This window comes from Novosphingobium sp., from assembly GCF_024642085.1.
GTDB lineage: Bacteria > Pseudomonadota > Alphaproteobacteria > Sphingomonadales > Sphingomonadaceae > Novosphingobium.
The window spans coordinates 26,664-52,367 of record NZ_JAHEBV010000015.1; the positions used below are offsets into that span (position 1 = coordinate 26,664).

Consider the following 25,704-nt stretch of genomic DNA (forward strand, 5'->3'; position numbering starts at 1 on the left):
CCCACCATGTCCAAGCCCGACTACAAGCGTGTCTTGCTGAAACTGTCAGGCGAAGTGCTGATGGGCAACCAGCAGTTCGGGATTGATCCCGAGTTTGTTGCCGAGCTGGCCAAAGAAGTGAAAGAAGCCAAGGAAACCGGGCTGCAACTCTGCCTGGTGATTGGCGGAGGAAACATCTTTCGCGGAATGGCCGGAGCGGCCAAGGGAATGGACCGGGCGCAGGCAGACTATATGGGCATGCTCGCCACGGTCATGAACGCGCTCGCCATGCAGAATGCGCTGGAACAGCTTGGCGTGCCGACCCGGGTGCAATCGGCAATCGAGATGGATAAAGTGTGCGAGCCCGTAATTCGCCGCCGCGCCGAACGGCACCTCGAAAAGGGCCGCGTAGTGATTTTCGCCGCCGGTGTCGGTGCGCCCTATTTCACGACAGACAGCGGCGCCGCCTTGCGCGCTGCAGAAATGCGCTGCGATGCACTGCTTAAAGGCACCTCAGTGGATGGTGTTTACGATTGCGACCCGAAGACAAATAGAAGTGCAAAACGTTATAATTCAGTGGATTATGATACAGTGCTTGCACAAAATCTTAGAGTCATGGATGCCAGCGCAGTCGCGCTATGCCGCGACAACGACATTCCCATCGTTGTTTTCTCAATCCGCGAAAAGGGCAACTTGGCCAAAGTTTTGCGCGGCGAGGGGACCCAAACAATCGTAAGAAAGGGCTGATCCCATGGCCAAATATGACAGGGCCGATCTTGAACGGCGGATGAAAGGAGCGGTGGAATCACTGCGCAGCGATCTGGGCGGCCTGCGCACGGGACGAGCCAATACTGCCTTGCTGGATCCGATCGTGGTCGAAGTCTATGGCAGCAAGATGCCGCTCAATCAGGTGGCGACGGTTTCGGCGCCGGAACCGCGAATGATCTCGGTTCAGGTGTGGGACAAGTCCAACGTAACTCCGGTTGAAAAGGCCATTCGCTCGGCAGGATTGGGCCTCAATCCTATTAACGATGGCAACAATATCCGTCTCCCGATCCCCGACCTGACTGAGGAACGTCGCAAGGAACTGGCAAAGCTGGCTCATTCTTATGCCGAAAAGGCGCGCATCGCGATCCGGAATGTCCGCCGCGACGGAATTGATAACCTCAAGGCAGATGAAACCAAGAAAGAAATCTCTGAAGACGACCGCAAACGCGGTGAAACCGAGGTTCAGAAGCTGACCGACGAGATGATCAAGGATGCCGACGCAGTTGCGGCGCAGAAGGAACAGGAAATCCTCGGCCGGTGATCTTTTGCCAAGCTCAGGATGAGCGGGCGGAAGGGCATTGAGCGCCGCCCGTCACGTCGCCATCATTATGGATGGCAACGGGCGCTGGGCCAAGGCGCGGCACCTGCCGCGCGCCGTAGGCCATCAACGCGGGGTCGAAGCGGTCCGCACACTAGTTCGCGCCGCTCGCGACATGGGCCTGGAAGCATTGACCCTTTACGCTTTTTCAACCGAAAACTGGCGCCGTCCGGAAGAAGAAGTGTCGGCACTGTTCGCGCTGCTCAAACGCTATATCCAGGATGATTTGCAAGAGTTCGTCGATAACAATGTTCGATTGAAAATTATCGGCGATTACAAATCTTTAGCTAGTGATATTGTTTGCTTGCTGGAAGATGCATTGACACGCACGGCGGAGAATAATGGCACTACGCTCGTCGTCGCGCTCAACTATGGCGCGCAAGACGAGATAGCCCGTGCAGCAAAAATTGCTGCCACCAAAGGGCCAATTACTGTTGCAGCGATCGATGCTGAACTGGACACAGCCAGTCTTCCACCAGTCGACCTGTTGATCCGTACGTCCGGCGAAATGCGGTTATCGAACTTCCTGCTGTGGCAAGTTGCCTATGCTGAAATGTGGTTCACCGATGTATTATGGCCCGACTTTACACCTGATCATCTGCGCGAAGGGCTTAACGCCTTTGCGAACCGGGAGCGGCGTTATGGCGGACGCTGAAAAGACGGCTTCCGATCTGGGCAAGCGCAGCCTTTCCGCGTTTGTCATGGTAGCCGTAGCTGGAACTGCAATCTGGCTGGGCGGACCGGTTTGGGCGCTGTTCGTCGCATCGGTGGCGACGGGCGTTTACTGGGAATGGTCAGGTCTGGTGCGCGGTTTTGCGACCAGTGCCGGACAGCGTCTTGGATGGATGATCGGCGGATTCGTTTATATCGTGGTAGCAGCGACAACACTGTTGATCCTGCGTCTCGATGCGTTCGGACTTAGCCGAACTTTGCTGATGGTTCTTGTAGTCGTTGCTATCGATGTTTGCGCTTATTTTAGCGGACGGACATTTGGCGGCCCCAAGATCGCGCCAAAACTCAGCCCCAAAAAAACGTGGGCGGGCCTTTACGGTGGAGTTGGAGGAGCCGCATTGGTTATCGCGGGCTATGCCACTTGGCTGTCGTGTTATGATCCAGCATTCGGCCACTGCGAGATTGAGCGCTTCGGCCGCCACCTGCCCCTGGCTTTGGTTGGCGGCACGCTTGCGGCGGTCACCGCTCAGGCTGGTGATTTCTTCGAAAGCTGGATGAAACGGCGTGCCGGCGTAAAGGATTCAGGCAAGCTGATCCCAGGCCATGGCGGTTTGTTCGACCGGGTCGACGGTCTGTTGGCCCTTAATTTTGCAGTCGGTGTATTCGGTCTGCTGATCATCGGCGGGCGCTTGCTCAGCGGCGCCTCGTTGCTGCCGAGCCCGGCATGACAAGGCGCATTTCCATTCTTGGAGCAACTGGATCGATCGGCGGCTCGACACTTGACCTGATCGCGCGGCAGCCGGACCGCTGGAGAGTTGCCGCTTTGACCGCCAATTGCCAGGCGCAGGAATTGGCCCGCCTCGCACGCCGGTTTGATGCGGAAGTGGCTGTCGTGGCTGACGAAACCTGTCTGCCCGAATTGCGCGATGCGCTGGCCGGATCAGGGATCGAGGCAGCAGGCGGAGCGGGCGCACTGATCGAATCAGCGGCGCGCCCGGTCGATATCACTATTGCGGCGATCGTCGGCTGCGCAGGACTTGCGCCCACTATGGCAGCGATTGAGCAAGGTCGTACCGTGGCCCTCGCTAACAAGGAGGCCCTTGTATCTGCTGGTGACGTCATGAAGGCAGCAGTCGCGCGATGCGGAACCGTGCTTTTGCCGATGGACAGCGAACACAACGCGATTTTCCAGTGCCTGGCGGGGAACGACCCCGCGTATGTCCGCTCAATCACGCTGACTGCCAGTGGTGGCCCGTTCCGCGACTGGTCGATGGCGCAGTTGGCGGCAGCAACTCCGGCCCAGGCGGTAAAGCACCCAAACTGGTCGATGGGGGCTAAAATCAGCGTCGATTCCGCCACCATGTTCAATAAGGGCCTCGAACTGATAGAGGCGTGGCACTTGTTTCCCGTCGCGCTAGATGCGTTGCGGATCATTATCCATCCTCAGTCCGTGGTGCATTCGATGGTGGAATACCGCGACGGATCGACCCTTGCCCAGCTTGGACCGTCTGACATGCGAGTGCCCATCGCGTCGTGTCTTGCATGGCCAGAACGGATGGACACGCCGTGTCCGCCGCTTGATCTGGCCAGGCTGGGCGAGCTCACCTTCCGCCCCCCCGATGAAGATCGTTTTCCCGCAACGCGCCTGGCGCGTGAGGCGGCTGCAGCTGGCGGAGCCGCGCCAGCAGTGCTGAATGCCGCCAACGAGATGGCTGTCGCGGCATTTCTCGCCGGACACCTGCCGTTCACGCGTATCGCAGTAACGGTCGAGGAACTTTTGGCGCGCTATGTTCCGCCAGCCGCGGCATCGCTGGATGAAGTCATCGCAATCGATGCAGAGGCGCGAAGTGTGGCGCGCCAGATGTTGGAGCTTGTCTAAGCCAATGCAGATGCCTTTTGCAGTTACTGCCATTCTGGCGTTCATCCTGGTTTTGGGACCGCTGGTCGTGCTCCACGAACTCGGCCACTATCTGGCCGGACGCATGTTCGGGGTGCGCGCGGATGCCTTTTCGGTTGGCTTTGGCAAGGAACTTTGGGGCCGCACCGACAAGCGCGGCACCAGGTGGAAGCTATCGGCCATTCCGCTGGGTGGTTACGTCCAGTTTGCGGGCGACATGAACGCCACCGGCCAGTCCGATCCGGCGCTCGAAGGGGCCGCTAGGGCAGACCTGAAGGGCACGTTCCCCGGCGCAAGACTGTGGCAACGCGCCGTCATTGTATTTGCCGGGCCGTTCACTAATTTTCTGATCGCTGTTGCCATTTTCGCTGCGTTCGCAATGGCCTATGGTATTCGTGTGACGCCGCCCGTGATCGGCGGATTTGCGCCTCAGTCGGCTGCCCAGGCAGCGGGATTGCAACTGGGCGACCGGATTGTGGCAATCGATGGCGATCCGGTAAATGACTTCACCGAGATAGCCCGCAAGGTTCTGCTTTATCCCGGCAAGACCATCACTGTGGCTGCACAGCGAAATGGACAGACAATTACGCTGCCGGTGACTTTGGCGAGCCATACTGAAAAAGACGGTTTTGGCGGTGCGGCGACCAAGGGCATGCTGGGCATCGCAAGCGTACGGCCCGAATTGCGACCTGTTGGCCTGGGTAAGGCATTGGCCGTGGGGGTCGGGGATTCGGTTACCGCAATCAAAATGACCGCGATTGGCCTTGGGCAGATAATCACCGGCGACCGTTCGACCAAGGAAATGGGAGGGCCGATCAAGATCGCACAGTATTCGGGCCAGACCATGTCTCTGGGCTGGGCAGCCATGGTCCTTTTCGCTGCCACCATTTCAATTAATTTGGCATTCATCAACCTGCTGCCAATTCCCGTCTTAGACGGCGGGCACCTGGCAATGTATGCCGCGGAAGCAGTCCGCCGCAAACCGCTGGGCGCGCGCAGTCAGGAATGGGCGTTCCGCGCTGGTCTGGCTTTTGTGCTGGCGCTGGTTCTGTTCGTCACTTTCAACGATCTTGCTTCGCTGCCCGTCTTCGGTAGCTAAGCCGGAGGGACGCGAAATACTTGCGGATTTGCGCGGCAACTGTGCTTGATCGAAGGGTCAGCATCGGGCAGAGGGCGGCGACATATCTGTAACGCGCGGGTGGTCCTGGGGTTCGGGGCGATATGGCCGGCGTGAAGCACAACTTACGGGAACTGTCGTGCCGATGATTTGCCAGACAATGGAACGCAACGAAACTGCCCGTCGGGCAACCGCGATTGCGGCGGTCTTGCTCGGAACGACGTTCCTTGCGGGTCTGCCGACCGCGGCATTGGCCCAAGCAGCAGCCACGGCTGCGGCACCGGCCCCTGCCGCGCCCGAAGTGCCCGCAGTTGTCGCGATAAGGGCGATCAACGTCGCCGGCTCGCAGCGGCTCGAGCCCGATACCATCATGTCGTACATTAAGATGCGGGTCGGCCAGCCGTACACCCAGCAGGCGGCAGACCAGGCGCTGAAAGATCTGTACGCAACCGAACTGTTTACCGATGTCCAGATCATCAACAGTGATGGCGTAGTGACCATCCAGGTCAAAGAAAACCCGGTCATCAACCGCATCGTCCTTGAAGGCAACAAGAGGATCAAGGAAGACAAGATCCTTCCCGAGATCAAAATGGCGCCGCGCCAGATATTCACCCGGTCGAAGGTGCGCGCTGATGTGTCCCGCATTATCGAGTTGTACAAGCGCCAGGGACGCTTTGCCGCCAGTGTCGAACCCAAGATGGTCATGCTCGATCAGAACCGCGTCGACATAGTCTTTGAGATTACCGAAGGGCCCAAATCCAAGGTCCGCGCGATCAACATTATCGGCAACGAGCAGTTCAGCGATGGAGAGCTGCGCGGTGAAATGATCACCAAGCAGGCAGGGATCACCAAGATTTTCAGCTCGGGCACCAGTTACGATCCCGACAAGATGGCTTTTGACCAGCAGAAACTGCGTCAATTTTACCTGACCAAGGGCTATGCCGACTTCCGGATCGTATCAGCGGTGGCCGAATTGACCCCCGATAAGCGCGATTTCATCCTGACCTACGTGGTCGAGGAAGGTCCGCGCTACAAGTTCGGTGACGTCAAGGTGCAAAGCCAACTGCGCGACTTTGACGATACACGTCTTGCGGCCACTCTGCCCATGAAGAAGGGCGACTGGTACGACGCCAAGAAGGTCGAGGATACGATCGAGCAGCTCAACACCACGCTGGGCGCATTCGGGTATGCCTTTGCCGACGTGCGACCGGACTATGCACGCAGCAAGGAAGACCTTACGATGGGTCTTACCTTCAACATTGCAGAGGCACCACGTGTCTATGTTGAAAAAATCGACGTCAACGGCAATACGCTGACCCAGGACAAGGTTGTCCGCCGCGAGTTTCGTCTGGCAGAAGGCGATGCGTTCAATTCGCTTCAGGTCAAACGTTCGACCGCGCGTATCAACTCGCTGGGCTATTTCCAGGAAAAGTTCGAAGTTGAACAAAAGCCGGGCGCTTCGCCCGACCGGATAATACTGGAAGCCAATGTCGAGGAAAAGCCGACCGGCGAACTGCAGCTCTCGGCTGGATATTCGAGCCTTGAAAAGCTGATCTTCCAGGGTTCGATCCAACAGCGCAATTTCCGCGGCCGCGGTCAGACGGTGGGGCTCAGTCTCAGCTATTCGCAATATTCGAAAAGTGCAGAGGTCAGCTTTACCGAACCGTACTTGTTCGACAAAAACGTGTCGCTGGGGGCCAGTGTCTATCGCCGCGACTACAATAATTTCAATTACATCAACACAAACCGCAACACGCTATACCAGAACAAGACCACGGGCTTGTCGGTACGCGCAGGCTTGGCGCTGACCGAGTATATTTCGGCGGTAGGCAGCTATACCTTCAATTACGACGACATATCGGTCGATCGCAATCAGTACTATTCTGATCGGCAGAACCCGCCTTCGTTTGAGTGCGATCCGATCATTGCAGGCCGATATCTGTGTGATGCCATCGGCAAGCGCACCACTTCGATGCTGGGCCTTTCGCTGATTTACGATACACTTGACAGCCGTGTTCACCCAACGCGCGGCAACTCGGTCTCCGTCACGACTGAGTTTGCCGGATTGGGCGGATCTGTGAAGTATGCGCGGCTTCGCCTGAATGCCGCCAAGTATTTCCCGGTCGGCAAAGGCTTCATATTCTCGGTTCGCGGTGAAGCTGGCGCGATGAAATCGCTTGGACGCAAGAATGATACCGTAAACGGCATTGACGGCGTATTCCTGACCGATCGGTTCTATCTGGGCGAACCGACAATTCGCGGCTTCGACATCCGCGGTGTCGGCCCGCGTGTGGTGCGCAAGTTCTATCAGGATACGAATGCCGATGGCACCGTTGACGGTCTCAATTACGTGTGTTTCAGGCCAGCCGTTACCACAACGCCAACGGCACCTGCTGACCGTCAGATTGTTGGCGCGGGTGCAGCTTGCAGCACCGGCTACAATTATCTGACCCCCGATACCGTCAACGAAGATCGCACGACCTGGCAGGATGATGCGATCGGCGGACGGTATTATTACCTGACCCGCGCCGAACTTGAAATCCCGTTGGGCTCGGGCGCCAAGTCACTGGGTCTGCGCCCTTCGCTATTCATGGATGCGGGCGCTGTTTGGGGCATTACCCGGCCACGACTGGAATCCGTGTTGGTCAACGGCCTGTTCTTCCCGACCCGCGATGCGTCTGGCGTGCCCCAGTACTCGCAGATCTGCAATGGCACTCCGACTGTTATTGCCAGCCCGACCACACCGACGCTTCCGGCAACCTGCATAGGAACCGGAGACGGCGTCAACGCTCTGGGCTCGACCTATCCGGCATTCCAGGACTTTTTCTATGGCAACACCATCAAGCCGCGCATTTCAATCGGCATTGGCGTCAACTGGAACTCGCCATTCGGACCTTTCCGTATCGACTTTGCCAAGGTCCTGACCAAGGCCGAAGGCGACGACACCAAAACCTTTACTTTCAACGTAGGAACGCAATTCTGATGAAGAACCTTCTCAAGCCCATTCTTGGCGCCGGTTTCGTGCTGGCACTGGCTGCGCAGCCCGCCCTGGCCCAGACAAAGCCTGTTGCCGCTGCTGCCACTGGCCCGGTCGTCCCCGGCCTTGGCGTTGCCGATCTGGAGGCCGTCATGGTCAACACCAGCGCATTTCGCACCGCGGAGCAACAGCGTCCGGTGACATACAAGGCCACAATCGACCAATATCAAGCCCGCGGTAAGGCACTGCAGACACAATTGCAGACCTTGTCGGCAAAGCTGCAAAAGGATGCAGCAGCCCCCGGGGCAAACCAGGCGGCGCTGCAGACCCAGGCAGCCGGTCTTCAGAAGCTGGAAGAATCCGGCAAGGCTGAACTGAACAACATCATCAAGCCGGTCGTTTATTCGCGTGAATTTGTGAAGGAACAGCTTGAGGACAAGATGGACGCTGCCGTCAAGGCGGTCATGGCGCGCCGCAACGTTACTTTGCTGCTGGCTCCGCAGTCGGTGATTATCAGCACCTCGTCGGGCTATGACCTGAGCCAGGACATCGTCAACGAACTCAATCGTGTCCTGCCGAGCGCAACCTTGAGTCCGCCTGCTGGATGGGAGCCGCGCCAGATCCGCGAAGCACGGGCTGCCCAAGCCGCACAGCAGGGTGCAGCTCCAGCTGCTGCGCGTCCGGCTGGTGCGCAGCCCGAAAGCCGATAGGCGAGATCGCACGGGGGCACCGATGAGCGATACCCAAAACGAGACGGGGGCGGCTAGCGCGGTCCCCGTCTACGATATCCAGAAGATACTTCACGCTTTGCCGCACCGCTATCCGCTGTTGCTGGTGGACCGGGTCAAAACGCTGGAGATCGGTGAAAAAATCCATGCCGTCAAAGGCGTGACTTTCAACGAGCAGTTCTTCCAGGGCCATTTTCCGGGCCGGCCGATCATGCCCGGGGTGCTGCAGATTGAAGCGCTGGCCCAAGCTGCGGCGATCCTGGCGATTGAAACGTTGGAACTGGCGGGTTCGGGCAAGCTGGTCTATTTCATGTCGATCGACGAAGCCAAGTTCCGCGCCCCGGTCGAGCCGGGAGTACTGCTCGATCTTGAGGTTGGCTTCGTGCAAAAACGGTCGCGGGTGTGCAAGTTTTGGGGCAAGGCTTCGGTTGAGGGCAAGACGACCTGCGATGCGCAGTTCACCGCTATGGTAGCCGATCCTCCCCAGGGTTGATTTCCTCGTCGCGCGCGGCTATGCGCGCCGCTTCCCATTCCAGGCCGGTCGGAACCGGTCGCTCGTGAAGGTACAGTTCGATGAAGTCCGATATCCATCCCGACTATCACATGATCAAGGTGCAGATGACCGACGGCACCGTCTTCGAAACTCGCTCCACCTGGGGCAAGGAAGGCGACACGCTCGTTTTGGAAATCGACCCTACTTCGCATCCGGCCTGGACCGGTGGTACGCGTCAGCTTGATTCGGGTGGCCGTGTTGCACAGTTCAACAAGCGCTTTGGCGGGCTTTCTCTTAAGAAAAACTGATTGCTGCGGGCCGTATTGCCGGCGCGATAGTCACGAACAGGGCGTCCTCAGGGGGCGCCCTTTTTCGTCAGATATTCCACTGCGCTGCAAGGGTGTCGGCATCGCCGTCGGGAATGGGGCGCAAGAACTCCACGCCGCATGATCCGCTGCGAATCCACCGGACAATAGCCTGGACCGATTTTTCAGCGGTAAGCTGAATTGACACGAACATTCCGCAGCGCATCCAATCGGCATCCGCGACGACGTTGCAGCCATAGGTCGAAATATCGTTGAGGCGCGCAGATATGCTGTTGCCATGCGATGAACTCACCAAGACCGCTGCTGATGCGGACTGGCGCATGGCACGGCGTGTCATGGGGCGCTTGTCACCGTCCAGTCGGTCCTGCACCTTGGCATTGCTAGTCAACGGATAATTCCCCGAATGTCTGCATATTGGAACGGCATCTTACGCAGCGATGGTTAAGCAATTACCAACCATCGTTGAAGCAGGACGGGTTCAGTCGCCGACAGGATTCGCTGTCAGTCAACAACCGCCGAAACCGCTGTGTAAGAAAATTACGTCTGGCAGAATCTTGCGCAGTTTTCGCTTCCCATTACTGGCCTGTTGTGCAAGAGGCCGCGCCTGCATCGGACAAGGCTTGCAGGCCTGACCGGAGCTACCTATGGCGCCGCGTCTCGGCACGCGCGCGAGGTTATGGCGATCGTAGCTCAGTTGGTTAGAGCGCCGGTTTGTGGTACCGGAGGTCGTGGGTTCGAACCCCATCGGTCGCCCCAGCTTTTCTGATGCGCGTGCCCTATTGGGGAAACGCACGTGCCGGCATTCTGGGAAGAACCTGATTTCGATGACCACGAAACCGTGCACTTCGTGCGTGACCGGGAAAGCGGCTTGACCGCGATTATTGCTTTGCATTCGACCCACCTTGGCCCTGGCGCTGGCGGCACCCGGTTTTGGCATTATGCCGATCCAGCCATGGCAATGCGTGACGCGCTGCGCCTGTCCCGGGGGATGAGCTACAAGAATGCGATGGCCGGGCTGCCGATGGGCGGCGGCAAAGCTGTTATCCTGGCCGATGCCGATCGAACAAAGACACCCGCGATGCTGGCTTCCTTTGGCGATGCGGTCGAAAGTCTGGGCGGTCGCTATGTTACCGCCGAAGATGTCGGGATCAGCGAAGCTGACATGGTCGCCGTGTCGCGGCGCACGCGCCATGTCACCGGACTTCCTGTTACGCAGGGCGGCAGTGCAGGGGGCGATCCCGGGCCGTTTACGGCCTATGGTATCTTCTTGGGGATCAAGGCAGCTGTGAAACAACAGCTTGGCAAGGCTGACATGTCCGGCGTGCATGTAGCGGTTCAGGGGACCGGTAGCGTTGGCGGCGGCTTGGCCCGGCTCTTGGCTGCCGAAGGAGCAAAGCTAACGCTTGCCGATGTTGATCAGGTTCGCGCCGCCGGGCTGGCGGCAGAACTGGGCGTGCAGCAGGCGTCTCCAGACGCCATCATGGATATTCCATGTGATGTGTTCAGCCCAAATGCGCTGGGCGCAGTCCTGGACGATGCCGGCATTGCCCGCCTTCAAGCGCCGGTTGTGGCTGGAGGTGCCAACAACCAATTGGCCCGGCGGCAGCACGGCCAGACGCTTGCCGCGCGAGGCATTCTTTACGCGCCCGATTACGTCATCAACGCCGGCGGCATCATCGCGGTCGCATTGGAATACCTGGCGCGCGAACAAGGCGAAACTTGCACCCTTGAAACGGTACGCCGACGGATTGAGCAGATACCGAACCGCTTGCTGCAGATTTGGGCCGATGCTGCCAGCACCGGCCGGTCCAGCGATCAGGTTGCCGACGCGATGGCACAATCATTGATTGGACGCTAACACCGCGCAGCCGTGCCGTCCGGGATGTGCGCAATTGCCTTGCGGCACGCTTCTCGCAGTGCCAAAGGGCGCCAGAGTTACACGGATCGCACCCATGCATGGCTTCGCCAATCCTGCCCGCTTTTTGCGGCTCGCGCGCCTGTTGACAGCGCCGCTGCTGATATCCGGGTTAGCTCTTGCCGCGGCAGTATTGGTCTGGGGATTACTGGGTGCCCCGGCAGAGCGGTTGCAGGGCGAATCGGTCCGTATTCTGTTCGTCCACGTGCCGGCCGCCTGGCTCGCCATGGGAGGGTGGATAGCCATTGCGGTTGCCAGTCTGACCGAACTGGTGTGGCGCCATCCTCTGGCGGGCATCGCGGCCCGGGCTGTAGCCTTGCCTGGGGCAGTCTTTGCGGCGCTGTGCCTGGTAACCGGTTCGCTGTGGGGCCGTCCGGCATGGGGTACATGGTGGGTGTGGGACGGGCGGCTTACATCAATGTTGGTTCTGTTATTTCTTTATCTCGCCTATATCGCACTAGCCGATGCGGCGACGCGTGACGGACAGAGCCGTTCGGGGATTCCTGCCATCTTTGGTCTAGTTGGCGCGGTCAACATCCCGATTATCCACTATTCAGTGCTATGGTGGAACAGCCTGCACCAACCACCGTCACTGTCGGCAGGAAAGTCGGAAATGGCGGCACCGTTTCTTGTCGGACTGTTAAGCGCAACGTTTGCATTTTCAGTGATCTTTGGCGGCATCGTATTAGCCCGAATGCGGACGATCCTTGCTAATCAACAGGCCGAAGCGCGCCTGCGCCGCCGTGCGATGCAGGCCGCCGATGGTTGAAGGTCTCAATCATTGGCCTTTCGTTCTGACCGCCTACGGGCTTACGTTCGCGGTCACCTGCGGACTTGCAGCGTGGGCTTGGTTATCAATGCGCAAAGCCGAAGCGCGCCGCGAACGGGGTCGAGAACGGTGAGCGGTCCTATAAAGGCCAAACATCAACGGCTGATCCTTGTCCTGATCGCGCTAGCTGCGATGACCGGAGCGGGGCTATTGGCTGCTTGGGCGCTGCGTAATCAAGCCAGCTACTTCTACTTGCCGACCCAGATCGCCAATGATCCACCTGAGGTCGGGCGCGCAGTTCGACTTGGTGGAATGGTTGAGGCGGGGTCGTTGAAGAAAGGCGCTGATGGGGTCACCCTTTCTTTCATCGTCGGCGACGACAAGTCGCGCGTGCCAGTGCAATTCAAGGGGATCGCTCCCGACTTGTTCAAGGAGGGTTCGGGTGTTGTCGCCGAAGGACGGATTTTGCCCGATGGCACTTTTTTGGCGGATAATCTCCTTGCCAAGCATGACGAGAAGTATGTGCCCCGCGAAATGAAAGATATGACAGAAGCACAGGCTCGCCGCAAAGTTAAGGAAACGCGGTGATTGCAAACTTTGGCTTGGCTGCTCTGTGGTTTGCTGCCGCACTGGCGATATTGCAAATGGTCGCAGCTGGGCTGAGCATCAGGCGCGACAACCCGGTGTTGGCCGGCTTGGTGCGGCCGGCTGCGATTGTCCAGGGGCTGCTTGCCGCTGCAGCCTTCGGCGCGCTGATTGCCCTGTTTTGGCGAACCGACCTGTCGGTCAAGCTGGTCGCTATGAACTCACACTCGGCCAAGCCGCTGCTGTATAAGATTGCCGGGACCTGGGGAAACCACGAAGGCTCAATGCTGCTGTGGGTTACGATCATGGGTCTTGCAGGAGCTTTCGTAGCTTTGGTCGAGCGGCGCCTGACAGAGCGCGCGATGCTGGCCACGCTTGGTGCTCAAGCCTTTGTCAGCATCGGGTTCTACGCCTTCCTGCTAGTGGCTTCCAACCCGTTTGAACGGTTAAACCCAGCCCCGCCGGAAGGGCTGGGCCTAAACCCGTTGTTGCAAGATCCTGGCCTCGCCTTTCATCCGCCTACGCTTTATTTTGGCTATGTCGGCCTTTCGATTGCCTTCAGCTTTGCGGTAGGCGCTCTGATCACACGCGAAGTATCGCCATTGTTTGCGCGTACGATGCGACCATGGGTGTTGGGGGCATGGATATTCCTTACGCTTGGAATCACGGCGGGTTCGTATTGGGCATATTACGAGCTGGGCTGGGGCGGTTGGTGGTTTTGGGATCCGGTCGAGAACGCCAGTCTGATGCCTTGGCTAGCTGCCACGGCGCTACTCCATTCAGTCAGCGTACTTGCCTCGCGCAACGCACTGCGCGCTTGGACAGTCATGCTTGGCGTGGTCGCTTTTTCGATGTCGATGATCGGTACATTTCTGGTGCGCTCCGGTATCCTGACAAGTGTTCATGCGTTCGCGGTTGATCCAACGCGCGGGACTTTTATCCTGGTCCTGCTGGCAATCTACATCGGCGGGGCGTTGCTTCTCTTTGCGCTGCGCGCAGCGACAGTTACTGAAGGGCAGCGCTTTACCGTGACCAGCCGTGAAGGCGCGCTTGTTTGCAATAACGTAATGCTAACGGCAACGCTGGGTATTGTCCTGATCGGTACACTTTACCCGTTGCTGGCCGAAGCCATGGGAAACAAGGTGTCTGTCGGCCCGCCTTATTTCAATCCGATGAGCGCAATGTTTGTCCTGCCGATGCTGGTCGTGATGGGCGTTGGACCGCTGCTGCGCTGGCGGCGCGATAAGCTGGTTCGGATCGGCCGTCGCCTGATCGCGCCTGCTTTTTTCTCTGCTGGAGGCATGATCTTCATGCTGGTCAAAGGGGCCAGCGCTCTTCCTGCGCTTGGCATGATGGTGGCGGCCGGGCTGCTCGTCGCTTCATTAATGCCGCTCTCAGGACGGCGGCTACGCATGGTCACGCTTCCGTTATGGGGAATGGTTCTTGCCCATTTCGGCGTGGCCGTCGCGTTGTTCGGCATGGCGGCGGACAGCGCTTTTACCAAGGAGCGCCTGATTGCCGCTCGGATAGGCCAAACGACCGATGTGGGTCCGTGGAAGGTAGAACTGCAAACAATCATGCCGGTCGCCGGGCCCAACTGGACAGCGCTGGAAGGCGCGCTAGCGGCCACTTATCAGGGCGATCACACAGTCATCCTGCGCACTCAGTCACGCAGCTTCTGGGCTCCTTTTCAGCAGACTAATGAATCGGCGCTGCACACGCGTTGGAATGGCCAGCTTTACGTCGTACTTGGTGATCAGGTAGAAGGCGGGCGCTGGCAACTACGCCTGTGGTGGAAGCCGTTTGTTACACTGATCTGGCTGGGTGGCGTGTTGATCGCGCTGGGAGGACTGTTGGCGCTGACTGGCCGCGTTGCTAGCGATCTACGCCGACTTGTTGCTGTCAACATGATCGCCTATCGCCGAAAGCGTCAAGGCCGATGAGCGATACCAGTGTCCCTTTGGTCAAAACATCAGGTCTTACCCTGTGGCTTCCGCTAGCGCTTTTCTCTGGGTTTGTGGCCCTAGTCTTGGTCGGCCTGCTGCGACCGGCCAGCCGCGAAGTGCAAAGTGCGATGATTGGCAAGCCTTTGCCGGCATTTTCCCTGAAGCCAGCGATTCCGGATATCCCCGGGCTGGCCCATACGAACTTTGTCGGTGGCAAACCTCGATTGCTCAACATTTTCGCCAGCTGGTGCGTGCCCTGTGCCGCCGAGGCGCCGCAGTTGGAGGCACTGCGCCGCTCGGGAATTGAGATCGACGGCGTCGCAATCCGCGACACGCAGGCTGATCTAAGGTTATTTTTCGCCCGAAATGGCAATCCCTATTCACGCATCGGGGCCGACAATGTCAGCGCTGTTCAGTTTGCCATCGGCTCTTCGGGCGTTCCAGAAAGCTTCATAGTCGATGGCCGCGGGATCATCCGCTATCAGCACATCGGCGATATCCGACCCGAACAGGTAGAAATAATCCTCGCGCGGCTCAAGGAGGCAGAGCATTGATCCGTTTGCTGTTCGCCGCAACGCTGCTGCTGGTTGCCGTGCCAACTACCGCACAGGACAAGTTGCCGCCCGCGCCTTACGCGTATCGCCAACTTGACGATCCACAACAGGAAGACAGTGCCAAAGCGCTGATGGACACGTTGCGATGCCTCCAATGCCAAGGCCAAGCAATTTCGGATTCCGATGCGCCAATCGCCGGTGATATGCGCAATCAGGTGCGACTGCGAATAGCGCAGGGAGAGAGTCCTGAAGCGATCCGGGCCTGGTTGGTTGAACGCTATGGTTCCTACGTCAGCTACAAGCCGCATATAGGTTTGCAGACCTGGCCACTGTTCGTGGCACCTGCGGCTTTCGTGGCCCTGGCGGCACTCGTCCTTCGGAAGCGTTTTGGCAAAGGGGACAGCGCATGACCTGGTTGATGATAGGACTGCTTGGAGCCGCCACCTTTGCCTTCATGGCGTTAGTGCTCAAAGCGCCTCGCCCGGGGTGGGAGGCCGCTGGTGCGGCATTGATGCTGGGCGCGGCGGGTTTCGCATGGCAGACAAACCCAAAACTACCGGGCGCGCCCAAGACTGCTTCAGCGCAGGGCCGATCGTCTGGAGCCGACTTGGTGGAAGCGCGCAAGGCGCTGTCGTCGAGCGGCGCACGGTCTGCCAACCAATGGAGCATAATCGCCGACGGACTGGCGCGCAACGGGAACTATGGCGACGCTGCGGGCGTTCTTGTCGCAGCCGTGGAAAAGGATCCGCGAAATGCTGATGCTTGGCTTGCCATGGCTAATGACCTTGTTGCCCACGCCGATGGAGTACTCACGCCGGCCGCCCAATTTGCTTTTGCAAAGGCCGCTGCGGCGGATCCTGCTAATCCTGGGCCCGATTATTTCGAGGGTCTGGCGCTTGCTACGAACGGGCAGCTGGATGAAGGACGGTTGCGTTGGTCGCGGCTGTTGGCTCGATCTCCAGCGTCAGCACCGTGGCGGGCCGATTTGGAGCAACGGCTGGCGCGACTTGACGCGTTTATCGCGGCACGAGATTCAGGGCAATTGACTCAATGACGTCGGGAACCTTCAGCGTCGGCTTGTTGCTCGGTTTCTGCCATGATGCTACTTCGCAGCAGCTTGTGCCGGCTGTTAAAATCGGCGTGACGCAGAACAATCAGGGGCACATGCAAGTATGAGCGTTTCCAACCCGAGCGACGCTGAAACTCTCGCTCCTCCTGAACCGGCTCCAGGCAGTCATGGTCACCATCACGGAAAGTTGCTGCCACTGGCAATTGGAGCCATTGGCGTGGTCTTTGGCGACATCGGTACCAGCCCGCTTTATGCGTTCCGCGAAACCTTTGCGTCACACCACGGCGCGCCGGGGATCCGGGTTGATCCCGTTCATATTGAAGGCGTGCTTAGCCTTGTTTTCTGGTCAATGATGATTGTGGTGACGTTCAAATACGTCCTCACCATCATGAAGGCTGACAACAAGGGCGAAGGTGGCAGTCTGGCGCTTCTTGCCATGATCAGCCGCAAAACCGAAGGTGCGCGCTGGACAGGTCCACTGGTCCTTATGGGCGTGTTTGCTACGGCCCTTTTTTACGGCGATTCGATGATAACCCCGGCGATGTCGGTGCTGTCGGCAACAGAGGGTCTTCAATACGTTCACCCGGCTTTTCAGTCCTTCATCGTGCCGCTCGCTGTGGCAATACTTTTCGGGCTATTCGCGATCCAGTCCCGCGGAACAGATAAGGTCGGCAAACTCTTCGGGCCGATCATGATATGCTATTTTCTCACCTTGGCCGCATTGGGCATAAGCCACATGGCCGAAATGCCTTCAATAATTATCGCCACACTCGACCCGCTCAACGCAGTTCGCTTTTTCATGGTCGACGGGTTCCGAGCATTTGTGGCGATGGGCAGTGTGGTGCTGGCGGTGACGGGAGCAGAAGCGCTTTACGCTGATATGGGGCATTTCGGTCGCAAACCGATCGGGGCCAGCTGGATGGCTTTCGTTCTGCCCTGCCTGATGCTTAATTATATGGGTCAGGGGGCCATGGTGTTAAGCCAGTCTTCCCCTGAAGCCGCTGCAGCATTGATCAAGGATCCATTCTTCCTGATGATCCCCGATTTTGTGCGCATACCGGTGATATTCCTGGCTCTGGCCGCTACAATCATTGCCAGCCAGGCGGTGATCTCGGGAGCATTCAGCCTGACGCACCAAGCAATCCAGCTAGGTTTCATGCCGCGCATGCAAATCAAGCACACCAGCGCGGCAGCACAGGGCCAGATCTATATTCCGGTGATCAATTGGGGCCTTATGATCATGGTCATCGTCCTGGTCTTGTTCTTCCGTTCGTCCAGCAATCTGGCGGCCGCATACGGCATTGCGGTGACCGGAGCGATGTTCATCGATACGGTTTTAATTGCGGCGGTTCTGATCAGCCTGTGGCATTGGCCTGTATGGAAGGCCCTACCGCTGCTTGCTGTCTTTATTGTGGTTGATCTGGCCTATTTGGGCGCGAACTTGATCAAGGTACCGCAAGGCGGCTGGGTGCCATTGGCGATGGGCCTGTTTATCTTTACTCTGCTGACAACCTGGTCGCGCGGGCGGCTGCTGATGCGCCAATCGATGACCGAAGGTTCGATCCCCATGGAGGTCTTTGCCAAGAGCGCCCATTCAAGCGCTAGCCGCGTGCCGGGAACTGCGATCTTCATGGCCAGTGCGGCAAGTGGTGTGCCTTCGGCTCTGCTGCACAACATCAAGCACAACAAGGTGCTGCACGAACGTGTAGTGATCCTTACCGTGGGGATCGAAGATGTGCCTTATGTCGATCCGGGTGAGCGGTGTTCGATGAAAGAATTGGGCGATGGGTTTTACCGGCTTAAGCTGCGTTACGGTTTCCTTGAGGAAACTGACGTGCCGGCCGCGTTGACGGCGGCATCCATGTGCGGAGGGCCATTCGAAATGATGAAAACCAGCTTTTTCCTCAGTCGCCAGACCCTTATCGCTTCAGCCAAACCAGGCATGGCAATTTGGCGCGAAAAGCTCTTTGCGTGGATGCTGCGCAATGCCGCTAGCGCGATGGAGTTTTTCCGATTGCCGTCCAACCGCGTAGTTGAACTGGGTAGCCAGGTGGAAATCTAGGAACTGCGCTGGCCGGGTTTTCGGCCTGCAAACCACCGTGACAAGCGCGCGATTGCTTCTTCGACTTCGGGTGTCGAAACGGCAAAGCTGATGCGAAGGTAATGATGGCCGTCGACAGGGTCGAAATCGATTCCCGGAGCGACCGCGACGCCTGTGTCACGCAGCAGGTTCAGACACAAGTCCATGCTGTCGTCGGTAAATTCCGATACGTCGGCGTAGATGTAAAACGCGCCGTCGGGCGGGGCAAACTTGCCGATCCCCATGCCAGGTAAAGCATCGAGCAGAAGGGACCTGTTGCGAGCGTAGGTTGCCAGATTGGCATTCAACTCGTCCCGGCAATCCATTGCCACCAGTCCGACATGCTGGCTGAGCGAGGGCGGAGTAAGAAACAGGTTGCTCATCCGTGCTACGGCGGCGTTGACATGACAATGTGGCGCAACCAGCCAGCCGAGCCTCCAACCGGCCATGCTGAAATACTTGGAAAAGCTGTTGATCACCAACGCTTCAGGGTCAACCTCCAGCAGCGACGGCGTTTCCGGACCATAACTTATTCCCTGATACACCTCGTCCGAGATGATCGCGATGCTGCGCTGTCGACACAGCGCGGCGATGGCAACCAATTCGGCACGGGGAATTATCGTGCCGGTGGGGTTGGCTGGACTAGCAAGGATAAGGCCGTCTGGAACCGGATCCAAGTTGGCCAACAATGCAGCAGTGATTTGAAAGCCTGTATCGGAGCCGCAATCGAGTTCTATAGGCTCCAAATGCAGCGATTTGAGGGTGTTGCGGTAGGCTACGTAACCGGGCCGCGCGATAGCAACGCGCGCACCAGGCGCAAATAGCACGGAAAGCGCCAGGACCAGTGCGGGCGAAGCACCGCACGTCAGGACGATTTGTCGAGGATCAATCGTGACCCCGTGGTTGTCGAAATAATGGGCGCAGATACGCTCTTTGAGGAACGGGCTTTGCCAATAGCCCATCGGATCGCTGTCCAGCACTTCGTGGGCGCGGGCAATTGCCGCACTGGGCGCGCCGGTGGACGGCTGGCCAAACTCCATGTGTATTACCGAACGGCCCGATGCCTTCAGTTCATGGGCCAAAAGGCTAATCTTGATGGCGTGAAAGGGCTCTATCTGTGCGGTCATGGCTTTGGCCTATCGCCGCGGTGCACAAAAGAAAAGCGCAGTGCCCGGCTGGACCACCGCGCTAATCAACTCTGTCTATGATCAGCCCAGATTGGCGCTGACCATGCAGTAGAGCATCGGCAACGACAGCAGCGTGTTAGTGCGGCTGGCGTAAAGCGCGCGTGGCGCTGCGGCCGCCTTTTCTTCAGCTGAAGCCTCGACTATGCCGAGAACCTTCTTTTGCGCGGGCCAGATGATAAACCAAACGTTGGCTGCCATCACGATAGCCAGCCACATGCCCAGCCCGATCAGGTTGACATTGCCTTCACCGCTGAACGTCATAGCCTGGTGTGCATAACCTGAAACGACCGCAATGCCGAGCCCAGTCAGCACGGTGAACAGCGCGCCGTAGCGGAAAAAGAACAGCACCTTAGGTGCGATAAAGCCGGTAACACCGCCCTTAAGTTCTGCCGGGATTGAGGGCATAGTCGGCACTTGAACGAAGTTCAGGTAATAGAGCAGGCCGATCCATACAATGCCGAAGAACACGTGTGCCCATCGCAGTAACGAATTGGCGTCGACAGGCGCCGAACCGCTGAAATGCCACATTACCAGAACAGTGGCGACAAGGCCGGTTGCCAGCACCAGATGCAGATTTCCAAAAAACTTGCCCATTGCTTCCCCCTTTAGTTTTTTCGAAGCGATATTTGATCCATAGCTGCAACGCGGCCGGCACACACCCAGTCTAGGCGCGGTTGGCCAGCTTTGTCATGCTCTTTTGCGCACTTGTGCTCAGTCATGCAAAGGGTCGGTGACAACCTCGTTCTGGGCGTCCTGTGCCAGTCCGTGTTTCAGCAGCATCGGTAACTGGGTGAACGTAAAGACAAAAGTCAGCGGCAAAAAGACCCACAACTTCATCCCAATCCACGTCTCCAGCCCGCCGTTTTCTTGGTTGTATAGGTGACGCAGCACCTCGTTTAACGCAGCCAGGAACAAAAAGAACCAGCCCCAACGGTGGGACAATTTAATCCAGCCAGCATCATCAAGCCCCTCAAAAGCCGCATCAAGCAGGACTTTCAGCAAAGCCTTGCCGCGCCACGCTCCGATCAGCAGGGCGATGCCGCACAAAAGGTAGATTAACGTCGGTTTGAGCTGGATGAAGGCGGCGTTTTGAAACGCTATCGTCAAGCCGCCAAATACGACGATCATCGCAGTCGACAGCCATAGCATCGGGGCGATCCGGCCAAGCTTCCATTTGGAGACAATCAGGGCGATGATGGCAGTGACCATGAAGCTGGCCGTGGCCCGTATAACCGTTGCGATTTCCGCCAAACTGGCGTGATCCTTGGGCGAATAGATTCTGTAAACCGCGAAAAAAACAATGATAGGGCCGTAGTCGACCAGCAAGGTGAGCAAGCCTGACTTTGACTTGCTTTTGGCGCTCATAGGCACGGGGGTTTGCGTGTCCATCATACCACTCCTGCAATCACGCGAGCGACAAGTTCGGGATCGAAGGGGCGCAGGTCTTCCATTTTTTCTCCGACGCCGATCGCGTGGATCGGCAGGCCATATTGCTCTGCTGCGGCAACCAGTACGCCCCCGCGCGCAGTGCCATCAAGCTTGGTCATGATAAGCCCTGTTACCCCGGCGACTTCCTTGAAGATTTCGATCTGCTGCAGCGCATTCTGTCCGTTGGTGGCGTCGAGCACCAATACCACGTCATGCGGCGCTTCAGGATTGAGGCGGCCAAGTACGCGGCGGATCTTGGCCAATTCTTCCATAAGTTCGCGGCGGTTGTGGAGCCTGCCGGCAGTATCGACGATCAGCGCATCTGTGCCTTCTTCAGTAGCGGCCTGGACCGCATCGAAGACGACGCTCGCCGGATCGCCGCCTTCATCGCCGAACACGATTGGCACGCCGACACGTTCAGCCCAGATGCCCAATTGGTCGATCGCGGCAGCGCGGAAGGTATCGCCTGCGGCCAGCATCACCGAATAGTCCTGCTCCTGAAACAGGTGGGCCAGCTTGGCGATGGTCGTGGTCTTGCCCGATCCGTTGACGCCGATCACCAGAATTACCTGCGGGCGGGGGAACGCGACAATGTCGATCGGTATGGCTACTGGGCGCAGGATTGCAGCGATTTCGGCGGCCATGGCTTCCTTGATCGCCTGTTCATCGGCGCCGCGTTCAAACCGTTCGTTGGCCAGCCGTTCGCGGATCCGTGCCGCTGCGCGCGGGCCCAGGTCCGACAGGATCAGCGCGTCTTCCAGTTCGTCAAGCTGGGCATCGTCCAGCCGGGTCTTGCTGACAATGCCGGCAAGGTTCTCGCCAAGTCGTTCCGAAGTCTTGCGAAAGCCGCCCAAAACGCGGTCGGACCAGGTTTCCTCGCTCATGCCAACAGGCCTTCGATCACGCGGGTTGGGGTCAGAGTCACGATGGTTCCGGCAGGGGTTTGGGGGGGCAGTTGCACCCGGGCGAAGTTCTGCGCATGGCCGGTCCCGTCGCGTTCGGCAAGCACCTGTTGCGGTTGACCCACCAGCGCGTCCAGCCACAGCCGTCGCTGGACGGCGACTTGCGCCCGCAAAGCGGCGGCCCGGTGGCGGATGAAGGCTCCATCCACCTGGGGCATCCGTGCAGCCGGTGTACCCGGGCGCGGCGAGTAGGGAAACACGTGGCCGTGAACAACGTCCAGCTCGGCAATGATTGTCAGGTTGGCGTGATGGGCGGCCTCGTCCTCGGTTGGAAAGCCGGCGATCAGATCGGCGCCGATCGCCACGTCGGGACGCCGCGCCTTGAGTCGTTCGACCAGACCCGCCGCATCGCAGCGCAGGTGGCGGCGCTTCATCCGTTTGAGCATCAGGTCATCGCCGTGTTGCAGCGACAGATGGACATGCGGCATGATCCTCGCCTCGGTTGTCAGCAGTTCGAACAGCAGCGGATCGATTTCCACCCCGTCCAGAGATGACAGCCTCAGGCGGGCAAGAGTGGGGAAAGCGCGGAGGATCGCTTCGACCGCCTGACCCAACCCCGGCTGGCCGGCAAGATCGCAGCCCCAACTGGTCAGATCTACCCCGGTAAGGACTACCTCCTGAACCCCGCCGTCCAGATGCGTATCAATCGCGCGCAGGATCTGCCCCACCGGCATGGATCGCGCCGCGCCGCGTCCCTGCGGGATCACGCAAAACGTGCAGGCATGATCGCAGCCGTTCTGTATCGCCACAAAGGCACGGGTGTGCCGTTCCTGAGATGGCAGAGCTGCGATTGGCGCAACGTTCCAGGCGCGCGGATCAAGCTTTGCCGCATTGGCGAGCAACCCATCGACTTCGGGCATCGCACCGATCCGCGCGCGATCTATCTCAGCCGCGCAGCCTGTGACAATCAGGCGCGCTGCGGGACGGTCGCGGCGCGCCCGGCGGATTGCCTGGCGGGTTTGGCGGACCGCCTCGCTGGTCACTGCGCAGCTGTTGATCACGATCAGGTCGGGTTCAGCGGCCAGCATCGAGCGCATCGCTTCGCTTTCGGAAAGATTGAGCCGGCAACCCAGCGACACCACGTCTGCCACCGCTCAGCCTCCGAAATCGCGGGCGTCAAAGGTGCCGCGAAAGCTTTCTGCTGCCGGGCCGGTCATAATGATCCGCCCGGCCTGGTTCCATTCGATCCGCAAAGGTCCGCCAGGCAAAGAAACCGTCACCGCGCGGTCGACCGATCCCCGCCGCATCGCGCCAATGGCGGCCGCGCAGGCGCCTGTGCCGCAAGCCCGGGTCAGCCCGACTCCGCGCTCCCACACCCGCAGGCGGATCGCATCGCGCGCCATTATCGTGGCGACGTTTACGTTGATCCGCTGCGGGAACAGGGGGTCGTGCTCAATTTCGGGACCCAATCGGTCAAGTTCGACTGCATCGCAATCGTCCACGAAAAAAACGACGTGGGGGTTCCCGACGTTGACGGCGATCGGCTGTTCAAGCGTTTCCCACGCCACCGGCATCGACAGCGTGTCCATGGCATAGGCGAGGGGTATCGCATCCCATTCAAATCGCGGTTCGCCCATGTCGATGGCGATGCCGCCGTCAGTCGGGAGCGCTTCGATCATTCCGCCCGCCGTTTCGATCCGGGCAGGCTTGCCGTGCAGCAAGGCAACCGCACGCGAGGCATTGCCGCAAGCTTCCACTTCACCGCCATCAGCGTTGAAGATGCGCATCCGAAAGTCTGCGCGTTCGGACCGGTCGATCACGATCAGCTGGTCACAGCCAATACCGGTCCGCCGGTCAGCCAGCGCGGACGCAAACGCCCGGGTGAGTTCAGGCAGCGGGGCCGCGCGCGCATCCAGCACGATGAAATCGTTGCCCAGCCCGTGCATTTTGGTGAAAGCAATCCGCATTGCCGCGCTCTAGGCCCCGGCGTGGACGGCGTAAAGTCTGCGCAGGATCAGCCCAGGGCGGCCCGGTCATTGCTGCCATAGTCCGCGTCATCATCAGACGGGATGGGCGCTTCAAGCAGCAGATTGAGCTGGGCCAGTTCAGCAGCAGTGCGATCGGACGGTTCCGGGAAACCGTAGAGATAACCCTGTGCCTTGAACGTGCCATAGCGGCTCAACTCGCGCAGCACCGCTTCGTTTTCCACACCCTCTACCGTGATAGGCAGTCCCAGGCCTTTGCCCAAGGCGGCAATGGTCTTGACGATCGTCGCACTTTCCTTGTTTTCGGGCAGATTGGTAACAAAGCTTCGGTCGATCTTTATCCGGTCGAATGGCAAGGAGCGAAGCTGCGACAAAGAGCTGTATCCTGTGCCAAAATCATCCAGGCTGACGCGGATGCCCTGGTTTTTAAGGCTCGTTATCATCGAGCGGACCAGTCCGATATTCTCGTGCAGGCAGCTTTCCGTCACCTCAATTTCAAAGCGGCTGGGCGGAAAATTGCCTTCGACCAGCAGTTTCAAAAGCTTTTGCGCAAACCATGGATCGCGCAGTTGCACCGGTGAAATGTTCACCGACAGAGTCAGTTGCGGATTCCACGTGCGTGCATCGCCGATCGCCTTGCGAATAAGCATCTCGGATAGCTGGGCGATGACGCCGATTTCCTCGGCAATGGTAATGAAAAGTTCCGGGCTGACCACCCCCAGCGACGGCGAGTTCCAGCGCGCGAGCATTTCAAAGCCGACCAGATCGCCGGTGGCCAGATCAATCTGCTTTTCGTAATATGGCACGAACTCATCATTGGCCAGGCCGCGGCGGATTCCGGTCTCCAGTTCGCTGCGAAAACGCAGTTCACTCTCCATGCTCGCCTCGAACCAGTAATGGCGATTCCGGCCGTGTTTTTTGGCATGATACATGGCTATATCCGCCATGTGCAGCAGTGCCTGTGCACTGTGCCGGGCACCATCTGTATCGCTGCGGGTAACCCCGATCGAAATGGACGCTTCAATCGACAAGGTATCGATAACCAGCGGTTCGGCGACAGCTTCGATCAGCTTTTCCGCAAGGCGGTCGATCGCTTCGTACTGAGAGCTGATAAACGGCACTATGCAGGCAAACTCGTCGCCGCCGATCCGTGCCAGTTGGCCGCCGCTGGGCAACAGCCGTGAAATCCGCCGCGCCGTTTCGTTTAGCAGCGCATCACCGGACGCGTGGCCGTGAAGATCATTGACCTGCTTGAAATTGTCCAGGTCGAGCATGATAAATGCAACGACTTCGCCCCTCGATGAAGCGTCGGCAATAAGACGGTCTGTCGCCGGCCCGATCGAACGGCGATTGAGGCAGCCGGTCAAAGGATCAGTTTCGGCCAGGATACGCGCCTGCTCTTCGGCGTTGCGCCGTTCGCGCACTTCGCCAACCAGGTCGCGGTAACGGCGCCAGCCGAACACGATCAGCGCGATGTTCAGAAGGAACGTCGTTGCCAGAAGGTTGTCCGGCTCGGTCCCGCGGCCGGCCAGGGTAGCTATCGCATTGGGTACGACCGTGCTTCCGGTTCCGATCAGCAACACCAGGGCAGCCATTACGGTGCCCAGCGTCAACAGGTCCCGACTGGCGCTGCGGCTAGCGGCCGCATCGCCTTGGCTGTCCCTTGTCGTGTCGTGCCCCATCACGGAAATGGCGATCGCCCCTGCTTCTGTTTGCAGGCGATATTGGC

At 58.9% G+C, this 25,704-nt stretch carries 27 protein-coding genes and 1 tRNA gene; 20 read left to right on the forward strand and 8 right to left on the reverse strand.

Going from position 1 to position 25,704, the window contains the following annotated elements:
* Positions 1 to 6: 6 nt before the first annotated feature.
* The 10 genes from pyrH (at position 7) to rpmE (ending at position 9,537) form a co-directional block, all read left to right on the forward strand.
* Positions 7 to 726, forward strand: a complete 720-nt coding sequence (gene pyrH, locus Q0L62_RS08110) for a UMP kinase (protein ID WP_296678793.1) — start codon at positions 7 to 9, stop codon at positions 724 to 726.
* Between the two features lie 4 nt (positions 727 to 730).
* Positions 731 to 1,288 (forward strand): ribosome recycling factor, encoded by a 558-nt coding sequence (gene frr / locus Q0L62_RS08115; protein WP_296678723.1) that lies wholly within the window; start codon positions 731 to 733, stop codon positions 1,286 to 1,288.
* A gap of 67 nt (positions 1,289 to 1,355) precedes the next feature.
* Positions 1,356 to 2,000 (forward strand): polyprenyl diphosphate synthase, encoded by a 645-nt coding sequence (gene uppS / locus Q0L62_RS08120; protein WP_296678794.1) that lies wholly within the window; start codon positions 1,356 to 1,358, stop codon positions 1,998 to 2,000.
* Positions 1,987 to 2,745 (forward strand): phosphatidate cytidylyltransferase, encoded by a 759-nt coding sequence (locus tag Q0L62_RS08125; RefSeq protein WP_296678725.1) that lies wholly within the window; start codon positions 1,987 to 1,989, stop codon positions 2,743 to 2,745. Before uppS ends, Q0L62_RS08125 begins: the two co-directional genes overlap by 14 nt.
* Positions 2,742 to 3,896 (forward strand): 1-deoxy-D-xylulose-5-phosphate reductoisomerase, encoded by a 1,155-nt coding sequence (gene dxr, locus Q0L62_RS08130; protein ID WP_296678727.1) that lies wholly within the window; start codon positions 2,742 to 2,744, stop codon positions 3,894 to 3,896. Before Q0L62_RS08125 ends, dxr begins: the two co-directional genes overlap by 4 nt.
* Positions 3,897 to 3,900: 4 nt before the next feature.
* Positions 3,901 to 5,013 carry an RIP metalloprotease RseP gene (rseP, locus tag Q0L62_RS08135; protein WP_296678729.1) on the forward strand — a complete coding sequence of 371 codons (1,113 nt, stop codon included), beginning with the start codon at positions 3,901 to 3,903 and terminating at the stop codon, positions 5,011 to 5,013.
* A 178-nt stretch (positions 5,014 to 5,191) separates the two neighbouring features.
* Positions 5,192 to 8,014, forward strand: a complete 2,823-nt coding sequence (bamA, locus tag Q0L62_RS08140) for an outer membrane protein assembly factor BamA (RefSeq protein WP_296678731.1) — start codon at positions 5,192 to 5,194, stop codon at positions 8,012 to 8,014.
* Positions 8,014 to 8,718: an OmpH family outer membrane protein gene (locus Q0L62_RS08145; protein WP_296678733.1), complete on the forward strand. Its 705-nt coding sequence runs from the start codon at positions 8,014 to 8,016 to the stop codon at positions 8,716 to 8,718. The genes bamA and Q0L62_RS08145 overlap by 1 nt, the downstream gene beginning before the upstream one ends.
* 22 nt (positions 8,719 to 8,740) lie before the next feature.
* Positions 8,741 to 9,229, forward strand: coding sequence for a 3-hydroxyacyl-ACP dehydratase FabZ (gene fabZ / locus Q0L62_RS08150; protein WP_296678735.1), 489 nt, complete (start codon positions 8,741 to 8,743; stop codon positions 9,227 to 9,229).
* A gap of 80 nt (positions 9,230 to 9,309) precedes the next feature.
* Positions 9,310 to 9,537: a 50S ribosomal protein L31 gene (gene rpmE / locus Q0L62_RS08155; protein ID WP_296678737.1), complete on the forward strand. Its 228-nt coding sequence runs from the start codon at positions 9,310 to 9,312 to the stop codon at positions 9,535 to 9,537.
* A gap of 67 nt (positions 9,538 to 9,604) precedes the next feature.
* Here rpmE and Q0L62_RS08160 read toward each other — a convergent pair whose 3' ends face one another.
* Entirely contained in the window at positions 9,605 to 9,892 is a 288-nt protein-coding gene (locus Q0L62_RS08160; RefSeq protein WP_367183277.1) for a PilZ domain-containing protein, read from the reverse strand.
* A gap of 342 nt (positions 9,893 to 10,234) precedes the next feature.
* On the opposite strand from Q0L62_RS08160, the gene Q0L62_RS08165 reads away from it, so the two are divergent.
* The 10 genes from Q0L62_RS08165 (at position 10,235) to Q0L62_RS08210 (ending at position 18,455) form a co-directional block, all read left to right on the forward strand.
* A tRNA-His gene (locus tag Q0L62_RS08165) sits at positions 10,235 to 10,311 on the forward strand.
* Positions 10,312 to 10,348: 37 nt separating this feature from the next.
* Complete coding sequence (locus Q0L62_RS08170; protein WP_296678739.1) at positions 10,349 to 11,413, forward strand: Glu/Leu/Phe/Val dehydrogenase dimerization domain-containing protein; 1,065 nt, start codon at positions 10,349 to 10,351, stop codon at positions 11,411 to 11,413.
* Positions 11,414 to 11,507: 94 nt separating this feature from the next.
* Positions 11,508 to 12,239: a heme ABC transporter permease CcmC gene (ccmC, locus tag Q0L62_RS08175; RefSeq protein WP_296678741.1), complete on the forward strand. Its 732-nt coding sequence runs from the start codon at positions 11,508 to 11,510 to the stop codon at positions 12,237 to 12,239.
* Entirely contained in the window at positions 12,232 to 12,372 is a 141-nt protein-coding gene (locus tag Q0L62_RS08180; protein ID WP_296678743.1) for a heme exporter protein CcmD, read from the forward strand. The genes ccmC and Q0L62_RS08180 overlap by 8 nt, the downstream gene beginning before the upstream one ends.
* An 8-nt stretch (positions 12,373 to 12,380) precedes the next feature.
* Complete coding sequence (ccmE, locus tag Q0L62_RS08185) at positions 12,381 to 12,827, forward strand: cytochrome c maturation protein CcmE (RefSeq protein ID WP_296678796.1); 447 nt, start codon at positions 12,381 to 12,383, stop codon at positions 12,825 to 12,827.
* Positions 12,824 to 14,767: a heme lyase CcmF/NrfE family subunit gene (locus Q0L62_RS08190; protein WP_296678745.1), complete on the forward strand. Its 1,944-nt coding sequence runs from the start codon at positions 12,824 to 12,826 to the stop codon at positions 14,765 to 14,767. The genes ccmE and Q0L62_RS08190 overlap by 4 nt, the downstream gene beginning before the upstream one ends.
* On the forward strand, positions 14,764 to 15,324 hold the full coding sequence (locus tag Q0L62_RS08195) for a redoxin family protein (protein ID WP_296678747.1): 561 nt from the start codon (positions 14,764 to 14,766) through the stop codon (positions 15,322 to 15,324). Before Q0L62_RS08190 ends, Q0L62_RS08195 begins: the two co-directional genes overlap by 4 nt.
* A complete protein-coding gene (locus tag Q0L62_RS08200; RefSeq protein ID WP_296678749.1) occupies positions 15,321 to 15,734 on the forward strand; it encodes a cytochrome c-type biogenesis protein in 414 nt (137 codons plus the stop codon). The genes Q0L62_RS08195 and Q0L62_RS08200 overlap by 4 nt, the downstream gene beginning before the upstream one ends.
* Complete coding sequence (locus Q0L62_RS08205; RefSeq protein WP_296678751.1) at positions 15,731 to 16,378, forward strand: tetratricopeptide repeat protein; 648 nt, start codon at positions 15,731 to 15,733, stop codon at positions 16,376 to 16,378. The genes Q0L62_RS08200 and Q0L62_RS08205 overlap by 4 nt, the downstream gene beginning before the upstream one ends.
* Before the next feature lie 118 nt (positions 16,379 to 16,496).
* Entirely contained in the window at positions 16,497 to 18,455 is a 1,959-nt protein-coding gene (locus Q0L62_RS08210; RefSeq protein ID WP_296678753.1) for a potassium transporter Kup, read from the forward strand.
* Here the strand turns inward: Q0L62_RS08210 and Q0L62_RS08215 are convergent.
* From Q0L62_RS08215 to Q0L62_RS08245, 7 genes are all read right to left on the reverse strand, one after another.
* Positions 18,452 to 19,600 carry an aminotransferase class I/II-fold pyridoxal phosphate-dependent enzyme gene (locus Q0L62_RS08215; protein WP_296678754.1) on the reverse strand — a complete coding sequence of 383 codons (1,149 nt, stop codon included), beginning with the start codon at positions 19,598 to 19,600 and terminating at the stop codon, positions 18,452 to 18,454. The genes Q0L62_RS08210 and Q0L62_RS08215 overlap by 4 nt on opposite strands.
* A gap of 81 nt (positions 19,601 to 19,681) precedes the next feature.
* Entirely contained in the window at positions 19,682 to 20,254 is a 573-nt protein-coding gene (locus tag Q0L62_RS08220; RefSeq protein ID WP_296678757.1) for a urate hydroxylase PuuD, read from the reverse strand.
* 117 nt (positions 20,255 to 20,371) lie between these two features.
* Positions 20,372 to 21,049: an inner membrane-spanning protein YciB gene (locus Q0L62_RS08225; protein WP_296678759.1), complete on the reverse strand. Its 678-nt coding sequence runs from the start codon at positions 21,047 to 21,049 to the stop codon at positions 20,372 to 20,374.
* Positions 21,049 to 21,972 (reverse strand): signal recognition particle-docking protein FtsY, encoded by a 924-nt coding sequence (ftsY, locus tag Q0L62_RS08230; protein ID WP_296678760.1) that lies wholly within the window; start codon positions 21,970 to 21,972, stop codon positions 21,049 to 21,051. Before ftsY ends, Q0L62_RS08225 begins: the two co-directional genes overlap by 1 nt.
* Entirely contained in the window at positions 21,969 to 23,087 is a 1,119-nt protein-coding gene (locus tag Q0L62_RS08235) for a MiaB/RimO family radical SAM methylthiotransferase (protein WP_296678798.1), read from the reverse strand. The genes ftsY and Q0L62_RS08235 overlap by 4 nt, the downstream gene beginning before the upstream one ends.
* A 57-nt stretch (positions 23,088 to 23,144) precedes the next feature.
* The gene (dapF, locus tag Q0L62_RS08240; protein WP_296678762.1) at positions 23,145 to 23,957 is read right to left on the reverse strand and encodes a diaminopimelate epimerase; all 813 of its coding nucleotides are present in this window, start codon (positions 23,955 to 23,957) and stop codon (positions 23,145 to 23,147) included.
* A 47-nt stretch (positions 23,958 to 24,004) separates the two neighbouring features.
* Positions 24,005 to 25,657: an EAL domain-containing protein gene (locus Q0L62_RS08245; protein WP_296678764.1), complete on the reverse strand. Its 1,653-nt coding sequence runs from the start codon at positions 25,655 to 25,657 to the stop codon at positions 24,005 to 24,007.
* Positions 25,658 to 25,704 lie beyond the last annotated feature (47 nt).